The organism is Paenibacillus sp. FSL R10-2748 (assembly GCF_038005565.1).
GTDB classification, from domain to species: domain Bacteria; phylum Bacillota; class Bacilli; order Paenibacillales; family Paenibacillaceae; genus Paenibacillus; species Paenibacillus polymyxa_B.
On the sequence record NZ_JBBOTK010000004.1, the window covers coordinates 133,400 to 152,957 of the forward strand.

The window sequence follows — 19,558 nt, forward strand, 5'->3', positions numbered from 1 at the left end:
TACAATAAGGTCATGAGTTATAAGTTTACGCAAGAAGAAGCGGATTAGCTTGCTAAAAAGGTCTTGTCAAAGTTCATAAAGATTCAAAGTAGTGCTCTAAAGATAGCAAGCTGTTACCGTCGATAGAAAAATAGGTAGCATTGATATTAGATTTAGTGGGAAATCGGGACAGAAAGGGTTGGGAAAGCAAACAATTAAAGAACACGGTAAAATTCCTGTATCTAACCTATTGCGTAGATAGATAAGAACTGTGTTGAGTTTAATGCAACTAATCATCTGTTGATAAAAGAATTAAATCTAGAGGATTTGGCACTATGGATTATTTATTTGAATTGTATTTAAGGAAAAAATAAATAATGGAGGGAAACATTTTTAAGAGCGAAAAGATTAAAAAATACTTCAAGGAAAATGGTTGGTATGAAGGAAGGAAAATTGATATATCACTTTATAAGGACATGTATCAAAAGTACAATATTACGCCAAATCCCTTAGCATTAAATATATTGGGGGAATTTGGAGGTATAAATTTGAAATTACCATCCAAAGGCTCGAATTATTATACATCTTTAATACTTGATCCAAGTGAAGGCGAGGTAACATTCGAAGAGTTAAAAGAATTTGAAGAAATAATTGGTGAGAAGTTGACACCTTTAGGTTTCTTTCCTAGAAGTACACTCGATATTTATATTTCAGACTCAGATAAATTTTATTTTGCTGGTTCATATGAATTTATGTATATTGTTTTTATAGGTTTCGATTTTTATGAAATGTTAGAAGTTTATTTTAACAAGGAATATCTAGACCAAGATAAATTCCCTAATTTATTTCCTGAGGATTAATTTATAGTACTGTAGATCAAATATAAAATAGCCTACGTACTACCACGAAAGTAGAATATACTGAATTAATACGATTAATAAAAGCTAATAACTTAGCCACAGACTTACTCCACTCGAAATTTGAGTTGAGGTAAGTCTTTTTTTGCAAACCGTATCAAAAGCTAGAAGTAGCAGAGAAATAATCGATTACAATTTAGTAGCGAAAGTTGCGAAAATGGATAAAGGCATACTTTCATAGACTGAGGCTTTTAGAGTGTTGCTGCGAGAGTTGTCAGTAAATATACAGTATAAACAAAACTTGTAGTTAGACAAGGCGCATAGTACAAAATTAATAATATTTATTTCTAATTATAGTGTTTTATGTAGGGAAAATGAATATTCATTTTAGAGTTCGGAGATAACATTTATGAAGCACTAGATACTTAAAAAATGCAAGGAAACATTCAAGGACTTTGTGGTTGATAATGGTAATTTAAATGATAAATAAACTGAGTGAGGTTAACATATGACTTTTTCGCAAAGAACTATTAATGTTTTAAAAGATGCTGGTTGGTATTCTGAAAGAAAAGTAGAGACCAGCTCAACAATAAACTTTTTAGAAAAAAAAGGATTTGAAGTATTTGATCCTGCTAAAGAGGCATTTGAACATTTCGGAGGACTAGAGTATTCAGTGCCTAGTGACGAATCAGATGACTTTCAGATAGGTCCTGAATTTTTAAGGGAAGGAATCGAAAGGAAACACTATCGCAGGTATGAAACGATAATTGGAGAAGAGCTAGTTGTAATCGGATTGGCATATGACGATAATGCAACTATGTTTATGTCTAAGACAGGAAAAGTATACGGTATCATGGACGATTATTATATTTGGAAATTTGGCAATAATATATATGAAGCTATGAATAATTTATGTGAGAGTAAAGAAGTAAAGGTAATTAGTGAGGAATGAAGCTAAGTATTTAACAAAGTCAACTAAGCAATAAATAACTTCAGTTTTAATAAACTTTTAAAGCTTATTCCGTTTTGAATCAATGGGGGAATAGGCTTTTTTTCTGTATACCCAAAATAAAAATGGAAAGGAACTACATGGAGAAGAAATGGCGATAGTAAAAGTAATTTTGCCAATCTCAAGTATTGCTTTTTTTAAGGGCGCGGGAATTAAGGTTATCATACTTATTGGTGCTGCTTGTGCAGGTATGTTTGGTGTAATAGGCAAGTTTTTCGCCAAATTATTTCGCAAGAAAAAATCGGAATCCGTGCACAATGAAACGAACGCTCAGGATCAGTCTGAAACACTACAGTAAAGAAAAAGAACACTCCAACATAAAATTGCTGATAAAAAGGGGATGGTGATTGAGCGCAAATCACCATCTCTTGCAGCTTGAGAAGCACACCAGGACATAAGTAGCTGAGCAGAACTAATTTACATGAACAGATGATCATGGTGACCTTAGACCCGTGAATCATCTGTTTTTCGTTTATTTTATCCCTTGTAATACTTTCGGTACACCGCGGGCGTTGTGCCTTCATATTTTTTGAATATTTTAATGAAATATCCCGGCTCATTGAAGCCGAGCTCGCTACTGATCTGAGATACAGGAATATCTGTAGCTTCAAGCAATTGCTTCGCCCATTTAATCTTCAGGCGGGAAAGATAGCTGGAAAAGTTCTCCCCCGTTTCCTTGGCAAACAGCCGACTAAAATAGCTTGGGCTAATGTGGCACAAGTCAGCCATGGCTTTGAGAGAAAAAGTTTCACCCTTGTGCTCAAAAATATATTCAAAGGCGGGTTTTAGTACGGGATTTCCGCACGGAATATCCACATCTCCTGAGGAATTCAGATAGGCATCTGCTAAGAAATTATTCATTTCTTTCTTAAGGCTTTCGATATGCTCCAGCGAGTAGCCAGGAAGGATCTCGGACAACTGCATAGTGGACTGTGTGGCTGACGCCTTCTCGAACATTTCTGCGAGAAGATTTTTGTTCATGGCTTCTTCAACAATATAATTACACAATAAGGATAACATGTTGGAGATCGTCTGAATTTCCTGATAGGTCATGGATGGCAGATCGGCGTAGTCGTTCTTAAGTTCCTCCCATTTGGAACTGTACAGTTTTTCATTTTTTGACGTGAGGATTTGCTCCAGCTGTAAGGCGCTCGAAGGATCGGCTAAGCGGACCTGACCTGCCATGACGGCGCCGATGTACTTATCGTCAATAATGATCGGTACCGCGATGTCGACGATGTCATAATGACAGAGATAAATATAAGGTTTGTTGGAACGCACCGCTTCAAGTCCACCGCGAGAGTCACATTTTTGGCAGTAGGGAAGGAGACTCTCATCCTGGCGAACCTTCTTGCAGAACGATTGGCATTGGCTGTGGCTAGTTACGGGATTCCCTTTATAATCGACGGTGAGAATGGCTAATTTGGTAACGGATGCTAATGAATCCTGCAACTGCTCCCACTTTTTCAAATCAAAGATTTTCTGGATGCTCAAATGTTCACGTATCAAGATTCTCATCCCTTAATGGTAAATTATCCTGTAAGCGATAACAAAAAAGTACAATTTGTGATCTTCAGTGCAAAAAAATACGATTGTAGATTATAATATATTCCTTGATTCCTCCAATGTAAAGTTTACATGGTTCGGTTATAGTTTTAATCAGAACGAAGCCAACACAATCATAAGGAGGAATTATAGATGAGAAAAGCTTTTATCAGCCCAAGCAAATATGTACAAGGTGAAAACGAATTGTTGAATTTGGGTTACTATGTGAGCACTTTCGGCAAATCCGCTTTACTGATTGCGCATCCTGACGATGTGGCGCGGGTAAAAGATAAGCTTGATTCCACTTTGGGTAAATATAACGTAACCTTTATTGAAAGCGGTTTTATGGGTGAGTGTTCCAGACAGGAAGTGTCTAGACTTCAGGAAATTGCTACTGCGAATGGATGCGATTGTATCGTAGGTCTCGGCGGTGGGAAAGCGATCGACGCGGCGAAATGCGTGGCCCAAGGGGAAGCGCTTATCATCTGTCCGACGATTGCTGCGACGGATGCACCGACAAGTCACTCGGCCGTTCTTTACACCCCGGAAGGCGCTTTCGACGATTACGCCTATTTTAAGCAAAGTCCGAGTGTCGTATTAGTCGACACCACCGTAATTGCCAATGCACCAACCCGATTCCTCGTATCAGGCATGGGTGATGCACTGTCGACTTACTTTGAAGCCCGTGCGACCTCCCGTTCTTACTCCAGGGTCAATGCCGGACTGCCTAACGGAGTACGCGAAGGACAGTGTGCGCCAGCAGTAGGTACGAATGCGGCGATTGCACTTGCAACGCTATGTTATGAAATGCTGTTGAAAGACGGTACCAAAGCAAAAGCGGCATGTGATGAAAACCAAGTTACGCAAGCACTCGAAAATATCATTGAAACTAATATTTTACTCTCAGGCCTCGGCTTCGAGAGCGGCGGACTTGCGGCGGCCCATGCGATTCATGATGGACTCACGATTTTGGAAGGCACGCATCATTATTATCATGGAGAGAAAGTTGCATTCGGCACGATCGCACAGCTGGTGCTCGAAAACGCACCGACGGAAGAATTACATCAGGTACTTGATTTCTGTTTAGCCGTCGGTTTACCGGTCTGCTTGGCTGATATTGGCGTCGATCATATCAGCCAGGAAGAACTCATGGAAGTAGCTGCAAAGGCCTGCATTCTGGAGGAATCGATTCATTCCATGCCGTTTTCGGTCACAGTGGAGCAGGTTGCAGCGGCAATCGCTGCGGCCGACCGTATCGGGAGCCAGTACAAAGCGGAGGTAAAGTAGCATGAAAAAGGTCATCAACCGTGCGGAAAATTTGGTCCTTGAGATGTGCAGCGGTATTGCGCTCGCGCATCCCGAGCTGGAATTTCTGCCAAAATACAAAGTGCTCAAAAAAAAGGAATTGAACGCGGAGAAAGTAACGCTCATCAGCGGCGGTGGCAGTGGTCATGAGCCCGCCCACGCCGGCTTTGTTGGCAAAGGGATGCTCGATGCCGCGGTCTGCGGTGATGTCTTCGCCTCTCCCTCACAAATTCAAGTATATCAGGCCATCCGAGCGACAACCGGGAAAAAAGGTGCGCTGCTGATTATTAAAAATTACAGCGGCGATATTATGAACTTTAGAAACGGCGCCCATCTGGCCACTGAAGACGGTCTGGAAGTGGACTATGTAAAGGTTGAAGACGACATCGCTGTAGAAGACAGCCTATATACAGTCGGACGGCGCGGGGTGGCGGGAACGGTACTCGTCCATAAGATTGCGGGTGCAGCGGCGGAAGAGGGCCGGAGTCTGGCGGAAGTTAAAGCAGTGGCCGAGAAAGCCGCTGCGAATGTACGCAGTATCGGATTCGCATTGACTTCGTGTACCGTGCCGGCGAAGGGTACGCCAACATTAGAGCTCGGGCATGATGAAATCGAGTACGGCGTCGGCATTCACGGCGAGCCTGGGACCAGCCGTGAGAAGCTGACGGATGCGGATACGTTGGCAGGCAGAATGGTAACCGATCTCCTTCGAGACATGCAGATTGAAACTGGATTCGGCGGAGAAATCGCCCTGTTGATCAATGGTTTCGGCGGCACCCCTCTGCAAGAACTGTACCTCTTCAATCATTCGGTCACTCGCGAACTAGCAGCGAAGGGGATCACGATCGATCGCACTTTTGTCAACAATTATATGACGAGTATCGATATGGCAGGCATCTCGGTTTCCATCATGAAGCTGGACAACGAACTGAAAACGCTCCTTTCCCATGAAAGCAACGCACCTGCGTTCAAGGTGGCTGGACCTGTTGATCATGTCGTATTCACGGATATTTCAACTGTAGCAGACGAAAAGCGGCAAGTATCCTTTGAGGTGGAAACGGACCCTGCCTTCGCGGTTATTGAGAACAACAAAGTTACGTTGAACAATCTTATCTATTTAGTCGATAAGATGAGCGAGGTTATCATCAAGAATGAGGTACCTTTCTGCGATCTTGACTCTCATGCAGGCGACGGCGACTTTGGCATGAGCGTTGCTAAGGGATTTCGTCAGCTGAAACGGGAATGGAGAGACATCCTGAATCAAGATTCTTTGACGATGGGAGCCTTTCTTCATTCATGCTCGCTCGTCATCATGGAATATTGCGGTGGCGCTTCGGGTCCGATCTGGGGTTCAGCATTTCGCGCCGCGGCACGATCTGCGGGCGAACGAACCGAACTCACCGTTTCCGAATTCGCGGATATGATGCAGGCTGCGGTGCAAGGCATACAATCAACAGGCGAACGTTCTTTCGGCAGAGGAGCCGTCGTTGGCGATAAAACGCTTATAGATGCATTAGTGCCATGTGCGGATAGCTGGTTGGAGAGCGTAAAATTAGATTTTGATGTGAAGGCAGCCTTTGTAAGTGGTGCTCAAGCCGCTGTATCAGGGGCCAAAAAGACGGAAGACATCGTGGCGCGCATGGGTCGTGCCGGAACGGTCGGAGAGAGAAGCCTCGGTTATCCAGATGCGGGGGCTTATGCGCTTGGGGTGATATTTACGGAGCTCGCTGAGTGTTTGAAATGATTCTCTATATATCCAAAATTACTGTAGCGAACACTTCGTTTAGATATCCATTCTGTAATACTCGCTAATTCTTAAAAATTCAAGTTTTGTTCATTGCAATTGATGTGCATTAGGTTTATAATTTCAGACGGATTCAAAGGGCTTATCCCGGAATCCATGGGAGTTCATCCCATCTGAGCTAGCTTACTGCATGCTCAAATATGAATTAAGCGAGGGATTTACAATGAAAACCTGCTGCACCATCCAAGTTGACGAAGACAGTTTAGTTATTGATTTGCCAGAAGAAGGAACCACGCTAGAGTCCCTGCTCGGTGATATTGAGAGCTGTGGAGGTAGTGAAGAACCTTGGCTGCAACTTATAGACAAGGTAATAGGTAACTCATCTGAGACTGTACTGACAGATCAAGCGACGGATGGCGGCGATATGAAGGAAGATCAGACGACCAAAGAGCCTCAAGCAACCGCTCAGGGGTAATAGGGAGATCATACGTTAAGACGATATTTGTAACATTATTCGATCACATATAAGATCATCTATAAGACTGCTATACCGAGCTAAAGCATCGGGAAGCAGTCTTTTTTTATTAAACAACTAAAATTCTCCAAATTTTGCATTTGGAAAATGAGTCTTTTGTCCCTTTAGTACTCTATAGTAGTCAACTAAGCAGAACACATCCCAAAACCGTGACTTCCTGTTCATTTTCTATCATAAAGTCGAAATGTAACATGAAACTAACTATAATAGTAGTATCATCCATATACAGGTAAGTGACATCTATGTTTGGACCTGATCCTCTTGTTGTATGAAGGAGGGGGCAAAAGAGCGGAGAACAACGTACTGATAAGTCTCATCTACTTTATAAAAAGGAAGGAATGTGTAAATGATGAATGGGCAATGGATCCTGCCAAGGATCGCAAAAAGAGTAGCAGTGATGCTAACAGCAGTATTACTGTTAACGTTAACGAACGGATTCAACTGGAATACGCAAACAGCAGAGGCTGCTGGGACGACCCCTGTGGAACGTTACGGACAACTTTCAGTAAAGAATGGCAAACTGGTGGATAAAAACGGTAAACCTGTACAACTCAAAGGTATTAGCTCTCACGGCGTCCAATGGTTTGGGGATCTGGTAAATCAGGACTCTATGAAATGGCTACGGGACGATTGGGGCATTTCCGTATTCCGGGTTGCACTGTACACTGAAGAAGATGGTTATATCGCCAATCCTTCTTTGAAAAATAAAGTGAAGGAAGCGATTGAGGCAGCACAGAAACTGGGCTTGTACGTCATAATTGACTGGCACATTCTCTCAGATGGCGATCCGAACATTCATAAAAATGAAGCCAAAGCTTTCTTTAATGAATTTTCGACTCAGTACGGCCATTTGCCTAATGTAATCTATGAGCTTGCCAATGAGCCGAATGGGAATGTGAACTGGAACAATCAAATCCGACCTTATGCGTCTGAGGTATCTCAGGTTATTCGTGCTAAGGACCCGGACAATATTATTATTGTAGGAACAGGCACATGGAGTCAGGATGTACATGATGCAGCAGACCATCCACTTCCAGACAAGAATACAATGTATACCGTACATTTCTATGCGGGTACGCATGGACAGTACTTGCGCGATCGGGTCGATTATGCGCTGAACAAAGGCGTGGGCATATTTGCTACCGAGTGGGGTACAAGCGATGCTTCGGGTAACGGTGGTCCGTTCCTGAATGAATCCAAAGTATGGACTGATTTTCTGGCAAGCCGTGGAATCAGTTGGGCTAACTGGTCGCTGGCAGATAAAAATGAGACCTCTGCTGCGCTGTTGCCTGGTGCTGACCGTAAGGGAGGATGGCCTGATTCACAATTATCCGCTTCCGGCAAATTCGTAAAACAGGCGATTCTGGAAGGCTCCAGCAACAATGGTGGAGGCGGAAACAACGGTGGGAATAACGGCGGAGATGGCGGCAACACTGGCGGTAATAACGGTGGTGGCAACAACGGCGGCGATAACGGTAACGGAGGAAGTACACCAGGCAGTAACGATCAAGGGATTGTGCTTCAGTATCGCACCGGTGACACGAACGCCAAGGATAACGCAATCCGTCCTGAATTTAATATCAAAAATACAGGGAAAACAGCTGTGAAGTTGAGTGATCTAAAAATTCGCTACTATTACACAGATGAAAGCAAACAAGCTCAGCAGTTTTTTGTAGACTGGGCCAGGATTGGCAATGAAAAGGTAAAAGCAACATTTGTAACATTGCCGAATCCAAAGGCTAAGGCTGATAAATATATGGAGATCTCTTTCACAGATGGAGCGGGAACGATTCAGCCCGGAGGGGAAAGCGGAGAAATTCAACCCCGGATTCATGCTGCAAATTGGAGCAATTTTGATGAGACCAACGATTACTCCTATGGTGCTACCCAAACAGCATTCGCAGACTGGGACCATGGTACTGTATATCAGCAGGGTAAGCTGGTTTGGGGGATAGAGCCTTAGAATTTAATCGTTACTAACTTTATCGGAATGAGTAAAGATATGGGACTTTTGGGTGCAATCTTGCCAAGGTTTGGAGTATAGAGTATGCGCCTTTTGTATATGAGGACTGGAACTTTAGAAGGTAACGACTGACACTTTAGTTTCGGTGTATATACTACTAAAGTACCATATGATATTCGACTTTTGTGGTGCTTGAATTACTTCTATAGTGCAGAGGGGTTGGTTCCAATGGACCCTTCTCTACGACAAACCCCCGCTGTTGCCATTATAGGCAGGCGGGGGTTTTTATGTTTCTGAAGCTCAGCCTCCGTTCAACTGTGTCTATACCAAATCAAAAGCTTTGGCCAGCAGACGGTAGGACTGAACACGTTTATCAAAGTCATGTATGGATGAAACGATCAGCAACTCATCGGTACGATACTGCTCAGCCAGTCTTAGCAGCTGTTCCTTACACTGTTCAGGGGTACCAACAACACGCCATGCTGCGGATTGACGCAGCCGCTCACGATCCAACTCCGTGTACGGATAGGACATTGCTGTTTTCACCGACGGAAGAGAACTCATTTCTTTACCTTGCATAAGCAAAAGGAAATACAAACTAGCACTGGACGCCAGTTGTTCAGCTTCTTCTTCGGTTTCCGCGCAGGCCACCGTAACTGCCGCCATGGAATGGGGCTTATCACCCAGGATCGAAGGCTGGAATTGCTCGTGGTAACGTGCGGTAGCTTCTACACCACCTGGAGTCCCGAAAAATTGGGCAAAGGCATAGGAGGCACCCATCATCGCAGCCAATCTAGCGCTTTCTCCGCTGGAGCCAAGCAACCATAATTCAGGGACGGTCGATATCATCGGGGAGGCATGAAGACCGGCAAATCGATGATTGTCAGGCACCGAATCATGGAAGTAGTCGATTAAATCGAGAATCTGCTGTGGATATTGTTCGACAGATTGGTACTTGCCTTCCTGCAGAGCACGAGTAGCCAGCGGTAAACCACCGGGAGCACGCCCTATTCCCAGGTCGATGCGTCCTGGATGGAGTGCCTCCAGCAAGCGGAAGTTTTCGGCGACTTTATACGCGCTGTAGTGTGGCAGCATAATACCGCCTGAACCTACACGAATGCGTGATGTGTGAGCAGCCAAATGCGCAATCAGCACCTCAGGGCTGGAGTGCGCTAGTGTTTTGGACGCATGATGTTCGGATACCCAATAACGGCTATATCCCAGTTGATCAGCTTCACGCGCTAAATCTGTTGTATTGGATAATGCATCCTGAGCATTACCGCCTTCAGGAATATGAGACTGGTCCAGTATACCCAGTTTAAGCATTTTGCAATCACCTCTTACACAACTGTATCAGACACAACTCATTAGGTCAAAACTCAAAAATGGATAGGTTGGAGTTTGGGGACCTTTTCGTTATAATAAAGGATGTGTAAAGGATGAGAGAACATCCTTGCTTATGGAGAGGGGATTGAATTTGTGTTAAGAACACCTTTGGGGCGTGTCCGACTCATGCTTTGGCTTCAAGCTATAGCTTATTTGGCGATACTATTCACCCACCAGCCGCTGCAAGCTGCGGGCATGACCCAGGCGGTTATGGTGATTGGTAACATATACCGGGTGAGCTTTTTGTTGCTCCTCGTTGCTTTAATCTATGGAAAAACAGCACTGCACTGGTCTATACGGCGGCCTCTTTTTATTATGTTTGCCTCCTTCATCCCGTTTGGTCTGATGATTATGGATTTTGTTTGGGTGCGAAAATGGACAGGGGATTCGGCAGCAGAACAGCGAGCTGCATCGTAATCTTAGAAGATTTTTTCGTGTGAAGTGCCGAAGAGTTTGTCTAGCGTAAGCGGGACTGACCCCGATGCAGTAGAAAAGAACATTACGCAGTTTGATGCGTGGTGTTCTTTTTTTGTGCACCGGAGGAATTATGAAAAATACTGAACTAAAAATTCTGCCGTTTTGCGTCTTTGAAAGCCTTCAACCCAATGTCCGGTAAACGGATAAATTTCAATCGTTTTCGGTGATTCAATACGGTTATAAGCGGCGAAAATCGTTTCTGGCATACACACAGTATCCTTGAACCCTACCGATACCATGATCGGGGTACGAATGCGATGAGCAAGATTCATCACGTCAAAATAACTTAATGTATGTAGTACCTGCTCCAAATGCTCCGGAAATCGGTTGACGAATTCAGCTGCTTCCGTCAGTGAACTGGTAGAATTCATCATACCAAAATCCATATGACACATATTGGGGATATCCGCTACCGTAATAGCAGCTTTATCGCTGAGCGCAGCCACCATTAATGAAAGTCCGCCGCCCTGGCTGGCGCCACTGATTGCGATTTTAGCCGAATCGACATCCGACTGCTCCGCTACCCAATCTACGGCTCTAAGGGCATCAGTTGTAATCGTTTTGTAGTAGCAGGTATCCTTGTCCAATATTCCTTTCGTTACCCAGCCTTTAACCGTACCGTGAGGATCACCCAGACGGTCTCCCGTTTCTCCTGCCTGACCACGTACATCTACTGCCAATACAGCAAAGCCAAGCATGAGCCAAGAGGAATAATCTTCAGGATAGCCTTTTCCGCCTGTATAGCCATGAAACAGAACGATACACGGCAGCTTTTGATCTCCGGCAAATCGGGGGCGTACATACCAGGCATGCAGAGGCGTATCATCGACACCCTCAAAAGTAACCCGGTAGGCAAGGATATGAGGATAAGGTGTTTCTACGGGAGCTTTGAACGCACGTACAGGTTTGGTGTGTACTTCTTCCAATGTTTTGGCCCAGAATAAATCGATATCCTTCGGGGCGGTAAGATCGGGCCGATATTGCTTTAATTCGGCAATTCTTTTTTCAATAACATTCATAATTAAAATTCTCCTTCATATAGAATGAACTTCTCCTTAAGCTTTACCCGGTAAAGTTGACTCCTCCAGCTCTCTCAGCAGTTCAAATGCTCTTTCATTAGTGCTTCCACACGTATCCTCATCAGCATGGAATCCACTGCATACAACTGGGCGCTCAGGTTTGCCAAACAATCGGCAACGGTAATCGGAAGTGAGCTGAGGGCAAGGAACACCAGCTGGTTTTCCATCTGGCATGCCGGGAATAGGGGAAGAAATCGTAATGGCAATACAGCACGCGGCACATCCTACTCGACACTCCAGTTGGGGTCACTCCTTAAAATCTGTTATTTTTGTAACTTATGCATGAAGTGACATTAATGAAGCCATAATGTGAGGATGGCACAAAAAAAGCAGGAATACAAGGATGAACGCATATTAGACACACTTTTCACACAAGGGGTATAAATAGTCGTAGAGGCACGTAAGATGGTATCAAGTCCCTAAATCAGTGTTCCGTTCTGTGGTAATATTAACCAATCGTCTTTTGTGTGTTCAAAAGGAGTTCGAGTGGTTAATAATAGAACACAACGATAAAAACTTAAACGAGGTGACGCAAAATGAGTTGGTTATGGGCATTGATTGTTGGTGGTATTATTGGTTGGTTGGCAGGAATTATTGCAGGTCGTGATGTTCCGGGTGGCGTGATAGGTAACATCATCGCTGGTTTTATCGGCGCATGGTTGGGTAGCTTGATTCTGGGAAACTGGGGTCCGGAAATCGGATCGTTCTACATCGTTCCTGCATTAATTGGTGCGATTGTGCTGGTCGTGATTGTAAGCTTGATCTTCCGTTCCGTTGGACGGAGTAGAGGCTAACATTACGAATCATTGAATAAACTAGTCCCTATGGGGCACAAGGATAAAAATGGAAAGAAGCTGCTTCCGCAAGGTTCGAAAATGAACCTGTGGGAGCAGCTTTTTTTGAGGAAAAGTGACGAATTTTTCCTATTGAAAACGTCTGATATGAGGAACACTTAGAACGCCAAGCACGATACACATGCCGATGGTTGCAAACATGCCAATTGTGAACATACCACCAAGCTTATCCGCTACAGCACCTACGGCCAGATAGCCGACAGGGAGCAGGGCAAAGGAAAACATTAGATCCAGACTAGCTACACGTCCAAAAGACTCGGCTGGGACTAATTCCTGAAGGCTTGTCTCCCAGATAATCGCAAATATCATAATGCCAAATCCTTCGAGCATCATGCTCATAATCAGTCCTGGCATCCAAGTGACTACGGACAACAGTAGTAAAGCAAGGCCGCTGACAAAAGCTCCTAAGTAAGCGAGCAGGCCGCGATGCTTCCAATGCTTACGTGAGCCATACACAAAGGCCCCCAGCATGGCGCCAATGCCGCTACTTGCCATCGCAATGCCGTATACGACTGGATTGTAGCCATGATGAACCTTGAACAGCCACGGAATGAGTACAGCGATAATGCCTGAATAACAAATATTAATGAAGGAAAAGGCAAGAATCGTAATCCATAGCCAGGGGTGGCTTTTGAGAATGATAAAGCCTGCGATAAAATCCTTGAGAAAATGCTGTCCACCCTGATCTTGCTGTTCTGGATCTACCTGACCTTTGCCGATGATGGAGGCCAAATGAGCGCTCAGCATCCAAAAACAGGCAAAAGATATCAGATAGGCGATGGAATCCAGTCCAAAGCCGACACCCGGTGAGGAAAAAGATACAATGAAGCCTCCTAACGGAGGGCCAAATAGACGGACGGCTTGTATACTGATCTGACTAAGCGCGTTAGCTGCATTACGTATGTCCGGTGTGAACACCTGTGCGCGTAATGCAGAATAAGCAGGATTAAAGATGCCGTCCATCAATCCGTACAACGCTAGGCCAACGAATAGAACCGGCAATTTCATCCCGCCTGTAAACATCAGCACCGCCGCAATGAACATCAGTCCAAACCGGGCGATATTCGTAAACAGAAGGAGACGAATTCGGTCAATTCTGTCCACGATCATTCCTGCGAAAGGCAGAATAAGTACGTTAGGCAGCATATAAACAGTCATCGCCAGTCCCATGATAGTAGTTGAGCCTGTTAGGGAATAGATAACCAGTGGCAAAATGACTGTGGTGACTGAGCTCCCCAACATTGCGATCCAATGTCCAAGCCACAACAGGGTGAACGCTTTGGATTGTTTTAAAGGTGAAGTGAAGGTAGCCCAGGCCGAGTGACTTCCTTCAGGTGATGTAGAGGATAAGGTTGAATTTTGGGTATCCATGATCACACTCCGGTATATTTCTAAACTGCATATTAAAACCTATTATACGAAATCTCTAACGTAAGGGTACAGAAAAAGTTGCTGTGAGGGGAGTTGTAATGAATAGCCTGCCAATGAAAGAGTCAACCTAGAATAACTTTAGGCTGCAAAGATATATAACTTACCTTTTGCATAGGGATTATTGGATAAAAGCATTGACGCGTGAAAATGAATGATGTACTATTCAATGACCAGCCGCGTGCTAGGTTATCAAGAAAAAGGGAAAGAGTGTGGATACCATGAAAAAATTTAGTTTTTTGCCGATTGTACTCATCGTGATGGCATTGCTGGTTTCGGCCTGCGGTAACAACGATAAAGGCGCCAGTACCAATAATGCATCTACCGGAGATAACGGATCTAATAATGGAAAAGCAGATACTACTGCTACAGCTACTCTTGAATCTGTAAAAGCGAGCGGCAAGCTAAGAATTGGCACGGAAGGTACCTATGCTCCGTTTACCTACCATGATGCTGCTGGTAAACTGACAGGCTTCGATGTCGATATTGCGACTGAAGTGAGTAAACGCCTGGGGGTACAACCGGAGTTTATCGAGACGCAATGGGACGGCATATTCGCAGGGTTGAACTCCAAGCGGTTTGACACGGTGTTCAATGAAGTATCCATTACAGATGAGCGCAAGCAAAAATATGATTTTTCCGATCCGTACATTGTCTCCAAGGCAGTTCTGATCGTAAGCGAAGACAATACAGACATCCAGAAATTTGCTGATCTAAAAGGAAAAAAGGCTGGGCAGTCCCTGACCAGTAACCTGACTCAAATCGCGAAAAGCAACGGTGCGGAAATTGTGGCAACAGAGGGATTCAACCAAGCTATCGACCTCCTCACTTCCAAACGGGTGGATGCGACCGTCAATGATGGATTATCCTATCTTGATCTGAAAAAGCAAAAGCCTGACGCACCCATCAAAAAGGTGGACGAATCTCCAGATGCTTCACACAGCGCAGCTGTATTCAATAAAGGCAGCGAAGATTTGATCAAGGAAGTAAACAAAGCGCTGGCTGATATGAAGGCTGATGGTACGTACCTGAAAATTTCCGAGAAATATTTTGGAGCTGACGTATCCAAATAATAAATGAAGACCAACGTTCGCCAAGTCGAACCGAATCTTCCCAAACCTATCTTTTCAAAGGATGTCTGTACAATGGATGATCGTCAAATACAAATCATTATCGATTCATTATTGCCTCTGCTAAAAGCAGGGGTTTCTTTTACGATTCCGCTCACGCTTATCTCCTTTGCTCTGGGACTCGTGCTGGCGCTGATTACAGCGTTGGCCCGGCTGTCCAAATGGAGAATACTCAAGCTGATTTTCGGCTTCTATGTATGGGTGATTCGAGGAACTCCTTTGCTGGTGCAATTGTATATTATTTTCTATGGTTTACCTTCCGTGGGTATTACACTGGACCCGTTTATTGCTTCAGTGATCGGCTTTACCCTCAGCGTAGGGGCTTATAGCTCTGAAATTATGCGTGCGGCTATCATATCCATTCAGGAAGGCCAATGGGAGGCGGGATACTCTCTGGGTATGACGCGCTGGCAAGTATTGCGGCGTATCGTGCTTCCGCAAGCATCCCGTGTGTCCGTACCTCCGTTGGCTAATTCATTCATCAGCTTAGTGAAGGATACCTCACTGGCTGCGACCATCACCTATGTGGAAATGTTCAGAACGGCTAACCAGATTGTAGCTACCACATACGAACCGCTATTGGTGTATACCGAGGCGGGGATTATTTACCTACTGTTTAGCACCATTTTGACTGTGCTGCAAAATTACCTGGAGAAGCGACTAGGCCGTTTTTCCGTCAGATAAAGGAGATTGTACCGGTGATCCAAATTCGGAATATACACAAATCGTTCGGCTCGCTGGAAGTGCTTAAGGGTGTTGACGTGACGTTGGGTAAGGGGAAAGTGCTTGTTATCATCGGTCCTTCAGGTTCTGGTAAAACAACGCTTTTACGCTGCTTGAATTTGCTGGAAATTCCTGACCAAGGAGAGATTCAAGTAGGGGATATTGTACTGAATTTTGCGAAAGGAACGAAGCTCCGGCAAGAAAACATTTTGGCGCTGCGCAAGCGGACAGGGATGGTATTTCAAGCCTACAATCTCTTCCCGCATATGACAGCAGTACAAAATGTGATGGAGGGCCAAGTCACGGTTCAGAAAAAGAGCAAGGATGAGGCGCGCAAACGTGCATTGGAGTTGCTTAAAAAAGTGGGGTTGGCTGATAAAGCGGAATCCTATCCGCATCAGTTATCGGGAGGACAGCAGCAACGGGTCGGTATTGCCCGGGCAATGGCGGTCGAACCTGAGGTACTATTGTTTGACGAGCCGACCTCTGCGCTTGACCCCGAGTTGGTAGGCGAGGTGCTTAAGGTCATGAAGCAACTGGCCGCCGAAGGAATGACCATGGTCATTGTCACCCATGAAATGAAATTTGCAGCTGAGGTCGCGGACCATGTGATTTTGATGGATCAGGGTGTAATCGTTGAGCAGGGTACGCCGCATGAGGTTCTGGAGCAGCCCACCAGTCCACGGGCTATTCAGTTTTTGAATCGTCTGAGCGGGGAAGCGGAATAAAGGGAATTACAGTATTTATTAAAATAAGCGTTTAGACTGAATAAAAAGGCAGCTACAGCCGGGCATTGAAAAATAAGCCTCGCACCCGTAGCTGCCTTTTGCTCATCAGTTGTCCTCTTTTATTTCAATTTTAATGTAAGTAAAAAAGTAATCAACAGAATACAACAGCCTGCTATGAATGGAGCGAACAGATTTGCATCAAATAAAAATCCCGCTAGAGTAGGGCCTAAAATATTCCCGACACTCATATAGGCATTATTCATACCCGCTACATATCCTTGCTCATTCCCGGCCATCTTCGATAATTGTGTATTAAGAGCTGGACGAAGCATAGCTGTGGCAAAGAAAATAAGGGAAGTGACAAGGAAGATACTCCAAAAATCCTTGGCTAAGAGAAATAAAATATAAGCAACTGAGGTGAAAAGAAGCGATCCTTTGATCACCCTTTGTTCACCAAACTTATTGATTATTTTAGCAACAACTAATGCTTGCATACCGACTCCGATCACAGCACCTGCGGTCAGAATGACAGCAATATTTTGAGGTGAGAATTGGAAGCGGTTCGTTACATATAAACCAAGAACAGATTCAAAATTAGCGAGTCCAAAGGTCATCACCAGGACAAGTACAAAGAGCATCGTATATTTTGACTTCAACGATCTCGCGTATTGTTTGTAAATAGATTCTTTCTGAATCATTCTTGCCCGTGCTGCTTTCATTTGCTCTTTCGATAAACTTTCAGGCAAACAAAACACTGAAAAAATTACAGCAACCATAGCAGCACCTGTCGCTGCGTAAAGCGGCACTCTCGTTCCATATCCTGCAAGAAGACCACCCAGTCCAGGTCCAATAACAAATCCGAATGACATGGCTGCGGCTAGCAGGCTATTTCCTTTGGCGCGTTCTTCGGTTGTTGTAATATCCGCTACATATGCCATCATGGGTGGAACAATCAGGGCTGCTGCCATTCCTTCCAGAAGTCTTGAGGTATACAGCATCCACAGCTCATCTCCAATAGCAAAGATAAATTTAGCCACAGCAAAAACAATGACACCTACGACGATGAATGCCTTTCTCCCATATCGATCAGACAGCTGTCCAGTCAGGGGAGAGAGCAGGAATTGTGTCATGCCATAGGCTGCTACCAATAAACCGATCGCCCGTCCACTGGCTCCAAACTCAATGATCAGTTCTGGCAGGATGGGGGTAATTAAACCAACGCCCACCATAACGATGAAGATATTAATCATTAGGATTCCAAGTATTCTTTTCATGCAAAAAACCTCCTTATCCATTGGTTTCTGGATAGGAGGTAGACGTGCGAACAAGAAGATACACTGCTCCCGTCAAAGAAGCAATGCTCTTATCGTGAATACCCAAAGCCTACACTAATCCTATCCAGAAAATTCGTAAGATTACGATTTTTTTCTTCGGTGGAATAGGATTAGTAGATCATTGGCTTAAGGTCACCCTTTCGATACTTTATTATTTATAAACGTAACATAAATTTCTTGATAAGGCAATGAAAGGATAACTCAGAAGAACCCGACTCGTCCTTCGGCCACATTTTTTAACCAGTCCTGCTTACGGCTCTTATCGAGCTCGCCTCGCATACCTTTGATAATCAGTTCAATATCGGCTTTTCCCTGCTCATGCCACTCCAGAGCAGTGCTGACATACAGTTCTCCGAGCTGTGCCAGCGAAAACCCGTCAGTCATGGCTGCCGCCTTCTGTGTACCTGTTTCCCCTGCAAAAACAAGGAAGTTGCGCAGCTTGAGATACGCCAGTCGCAGCGCTTCGTCAGGCAAACTGATTTCATAAGCCCGGTCGAAACGCCCTGCCCGGTTCATCAGACCTGGGTCGATTTTTTCGGGATAATTGGTCGTTCCGATCAGGAAGATGCCCTCCTTGGATGTAGCACCGTCGAGGGTATTCAGGAAAAAAGAACGCACCTCCTGAGGCATGGAATCAATGTCCTCAATAACCAGTACCATCGGAGCCAGGCGAGTAGCCGCCTCGAACACCTCTTTGACCGATTCACTGGTTGTATACTCCGTAATTTGCCAGTAGGCTGCCGGACCCGGTACACTGCTGGCAATTGATTTTACAAGTGTTGTTTTACCGTTGCCCGGATGGCCGTATAGCAGAATACCACGCTTGTAAGGAATGTTATAAGTCTGATAGAAGGTACGATCCGCTTCAAAAAACTGATCAAGTGATCGGAAAATATCCCGTTTGATTTCCGCTTTCAAAATCACGTCATCCCGCGTAATTGCGCGGGTTATCGGCTCTGCCTGCCGAGAAAGCCCACGGCTTGTGTCGGTAAAAACGGTGACACGCTTCATATTCTGCTTACGTTCACGACCGCGTACTCCCGCGAGGAAGCCTTGCAGCTCTTGGTCGCCTATCGCAAATACGTAATCTTCATTGTACACGCCATTCTCACGGAAAAAGGGAACTCGCGCCAGCGCGATGCCCCACTTGGGATAGGCGAATACATTATTACGCATCGACAGATGCACGCCATATTCAGGAGTCGGCCCGTCATCGTCATACTGGATGGTGCGTTCCTCCAGACGATCGAAGACCCGTGCTACATGCTCCAGATCGGGACTGCCTGCACGAATGTCCTCCTCCAGTAAATCCCAATACTCAATATTGGGATCATCGCTGGCATACAGCACGTATTTTACGCCGTAGCGGTTATAGAGTGCTTCACTGATACCGTCGATCAGACGGGCATAAGCGGCATAACCGGTAATGCGTCCATCTGTACGTTCATCAAATTCGTAAATAGCTGGGATGTCTATACTCAA

General features: G+C 44.8%; 19 protein-coding genes. 12 read left to right on the plus strand and 7 right to left on the minus strand.

Features of this window, described 5'->3' with window-relative positions; genetic code table 11:
* Positions 1-356 precede the first annotated feature (356 nt).
* The 3 genes from NSS66_RS13675 (at position 357) to NSS66_RS13685 (ending at position 2,143) form a co-directional block, all read left to right on the plus strand.
* Positions 357-839 (plus strand): SUKH-3 domain-containing protein, encoded by a 483-nt coding sequence (locus tag NSS66_RS13675; RefSeq protein WP_028542480.1) that lies wholly within the window; start codon positions 357-359, stop codon positions 837-839.
* A 505-nt stretch (positions 840-1,344) separates the two neighbouring features.
* Positions 1,345-1,788, plus strand: coding sequence for an SUKH-3 domain-containing protein (locus NSS66_RS13680; RefSeq protein WP_028542481.1), 444 nt, complete (start codon positions 1,345-1,347; stop codon positions 1,786-1,788).
* Positions 1,789-1,936: 148 nt separating this feature from the next.
* The gene (locus tag NSS66_RS13685; protein ID WP_340959127.1) at positions 1,937-2,143 is read left to right on the plus strand and encodes a hypothetical protein; all 207 of its coding nucleotides are present in this window, start codon (positions 1,937-1,939) and stop codon (positions 2,141-2,143) included.
* A 179-nt stretch (positions 2,144-2,322) separates the two neighbouring features.
* On the opposite strand, the gene NSS66_RS13690 is transcribed toward NSS66_RS13685, so the two are convergent.
* Positions 2,323-3,354, minus strand: a complete 1,032-nt coding sequence (locus NSS66_RS13690) for a PocR ligand-binding domain-containing protein (RefSeq protein ID WP_340959128.1) — start codon at positions 3,352-3,354, stop codon at positions 2,323-2,325.
* Positions 3,355-3,543: 189 nt separating this feature from the next.
* On the opposite strand from NSS66_RS13690, the gene NSS66_RS13695 reads away from it, so the two are divergent.
* From NSS66_RS13695 to NSS66_RS13710, 4 genes are all read left to right on the plus strand, one after another.
* On the plus strand, positions 3,544-4,677 hold the full coding sequence (locus tag NSS66_RS13695) for a glycerol dehydrogenase (RefSeq protein WP_340959129.1): 1,134 nt from the start codon (positions 3,544-3,546) through the stop codon (positions 4,675-4,677).
* A gap of 1 nt (position 4,678) precedes the next feature.
* Positions 4,679-6,439 (plus strand): dihydroxyacetone kinase subunit DhaK, encoded by a 1,761-nt coding sequence (gene dhaK / locus NSS66_RS13700; RefSeq protein ID WP_068942057.1) that lies wholly within the window; start codon positions 4,679-4,681, stop codon positions 6,437-6,439.
* A gap of 223 nt (positions 6,440-6,662) precedes the next feature.
* Positions 6,663-6,914 (plus strand): hypothetical protein, encoded by a 252-nt coding sequence (locus NSS66_RS13705; RefSeq protein ID WP_025723818.1) that lies wholly within the window; start codon positions 6,663-6,665, stop codon positions 6,912-6,914.
* A gap of 406 nt (positions 6,915-7,320) precedes the next feature.
* Positions 7,321-8,937, plus strand: coding sequence for a cellulase family glycosylhydrolase (locus NSS66_RS13710; RefSeq protein WP_023989832.1), 1,617 nt, complete (start codon positions 7,321-7,323; stop codon positions 8,935-8,937).
* A gap of 321 nt (positions 8,938-9,258) precedes the next feature.
* Here the strand turns inward: NSS66_RS13710 and NSS66_RS13715 are convergent, their stop codons facing one another.
* Entirely contained in the window at positions 9,259-10,263 is a 1,005-nt protein-coding gene (locus NSS66_RS13715) for an LLM class flavin-dependent oxidoreductase (protein WP_023989831.1), read from the minus strand.
* Between the two features lie 153 nt (positions 10,264-10,416).
* Between NSS66_RS13715 and NSS66_RS13720 the strand changes: the two genes are divergently transcribed.
* Complete coding sequence (locus NSS66_RS13720; protein ID WP_053325928.1) at positions 10,417-10,740, plus strand: DUF3817 domain-containing protein; 324 nt, start codon at positions 10,417-10,419, stop codon at positions 10,738-10,740.
* Between the two features lie 128 nt (positions 10,741-10,868).
* On the opposite strand, the gene NSS66_RS13725 is transcribed toward NSS66_RS13720, so the two are convergent.
* Both NSS66_RS13725 and NSS66_RS13730 read right to left on the minus strand, forming a co-directional pair.
* Positions 10,869-11,819, minus strand: a complete 951-nt coding sequence (locus tag NSS66_RS13725; RefSeq protein ID WP_340959131.1) for an acetylxylan esterase — start codon at positions 11,817-11,819, stop codon at positions 10,869-10,871.
* Positions 11,820-11,855: 36 nt separating this feature from the next.
* Positions 11,856-12,119: a YkgJ family cysteine cluster protein gene (locus NSS66_RS13730; protein ID WP_013311446.1), complete on the minus strand. Its 264-nt coding sequence runs from the start codon at positions 12,117-12,119 to the stop codon at positions 11,856-11,858.
* 296 nt (positions 12,120-12,415) lie between these two features.
* On the opposite strand from NSS66_RS13730, the gene NSS66_RS13735 reads away from it, so the two are divergent.
* Entirely contained in the window at positions 12,416-12,673 is a 258-nt protein-coding gene (locus tag NSS66_RS13735; RefSeq protein ID WP_023989828.1) for a GlsB/YeaQ/YmgE family stress response membrane protein, read from the plus strand.
* Between the two features lie 129 nt (positions 12,674-12,802).
* Here NSS66_RS13735 and NSS66_RS13740 read toward each other — a convergent pair whose 3' ends face one another.
* Positions 12,803-14,104: an MFS transporter gene (locus NSS66_RS13740; protein WP_340959132.1), complete on the minus strand. Its 1,302-nt coding sequence runs from the start codon at positions 14,102-14,104 to the stop codon at positions 12,803-12,805.
* Positions 14,105-14,382: 278 nt separating this feature from the next.
* Between NSS66_RS13740 and NSS66_RS13745 the strand changes: the two genes are divergently transcribed.
* The 3 genes from NSS66_RS13745 (at position 14,383) to NSS66_RS13755 (ending at position 16,742) form a co-directional block, all read left to right on the plus strand.
* Entirely contained in the window at positions 14,383-15,234 is an 852-nt protein-coding gene (locus tag NSS66_RS13745; protein WP_023989826.1) for an amino acid ABC transporter substrate-binding protein, read from the plus strand.
* A 72-nt stretch (positions 15,235-15,306) separates the two neighbouring features.
* Positions 15,307-15,975 (plus strand): amino acid ABC transporter permease, encoded by a 669-nt coding sequence (locus tag NSS66_RS13750; RefSeq protein ID WP_028542488.1) that lies wholly within the window; start codon positions 15,307-15,309, stop codon positions 15,973-15,975.
* Positions 15,976-15,989: 14 nt separating this feature from the next.
* Positions 15,990-16,742 carry an amino acid ABC transporter ATP-binding protein gene (locus NSS66_RS13755; RefSeq protein ID WP_028542489.1) on the plus strand — a complete coding sequence of 251 codons (753 nt, stop codon included), beginning with the start codon at positions 15,990-15,992 and terminating at the stop codon, positions 16,740-16,742.
* 119 nt (positions 16,743-16,861) lie between these two features.
* Here the strand turns inward: NSS66_RS13755 and NSS66_RS13760 are convergent, their stop codons facing one another.
* Positions 16,862-18,016 carry an MFS transporter gene (locus NSS66_RS13760; RefSeq protein WP_034095079.1) on the minus strand — a complete coding sequence of 385 codons (1,155 nt, stop codon included), beginning with the start codon at positions 18,014-18,016 and terminating at the stop codon, positions 16,862-16,864.
* A gap of 261 nt (positions 18,017-18,277) precedes the next feature.
* Positions 18,278-19,558, minus strand: coding sequence for an AAA family ATPase (locus NSS66_RS13765; protein WP_023989822.1), 1,281 nt, complete (start codon positions 19,556-19,558; stop codon positions 18,278-18,280).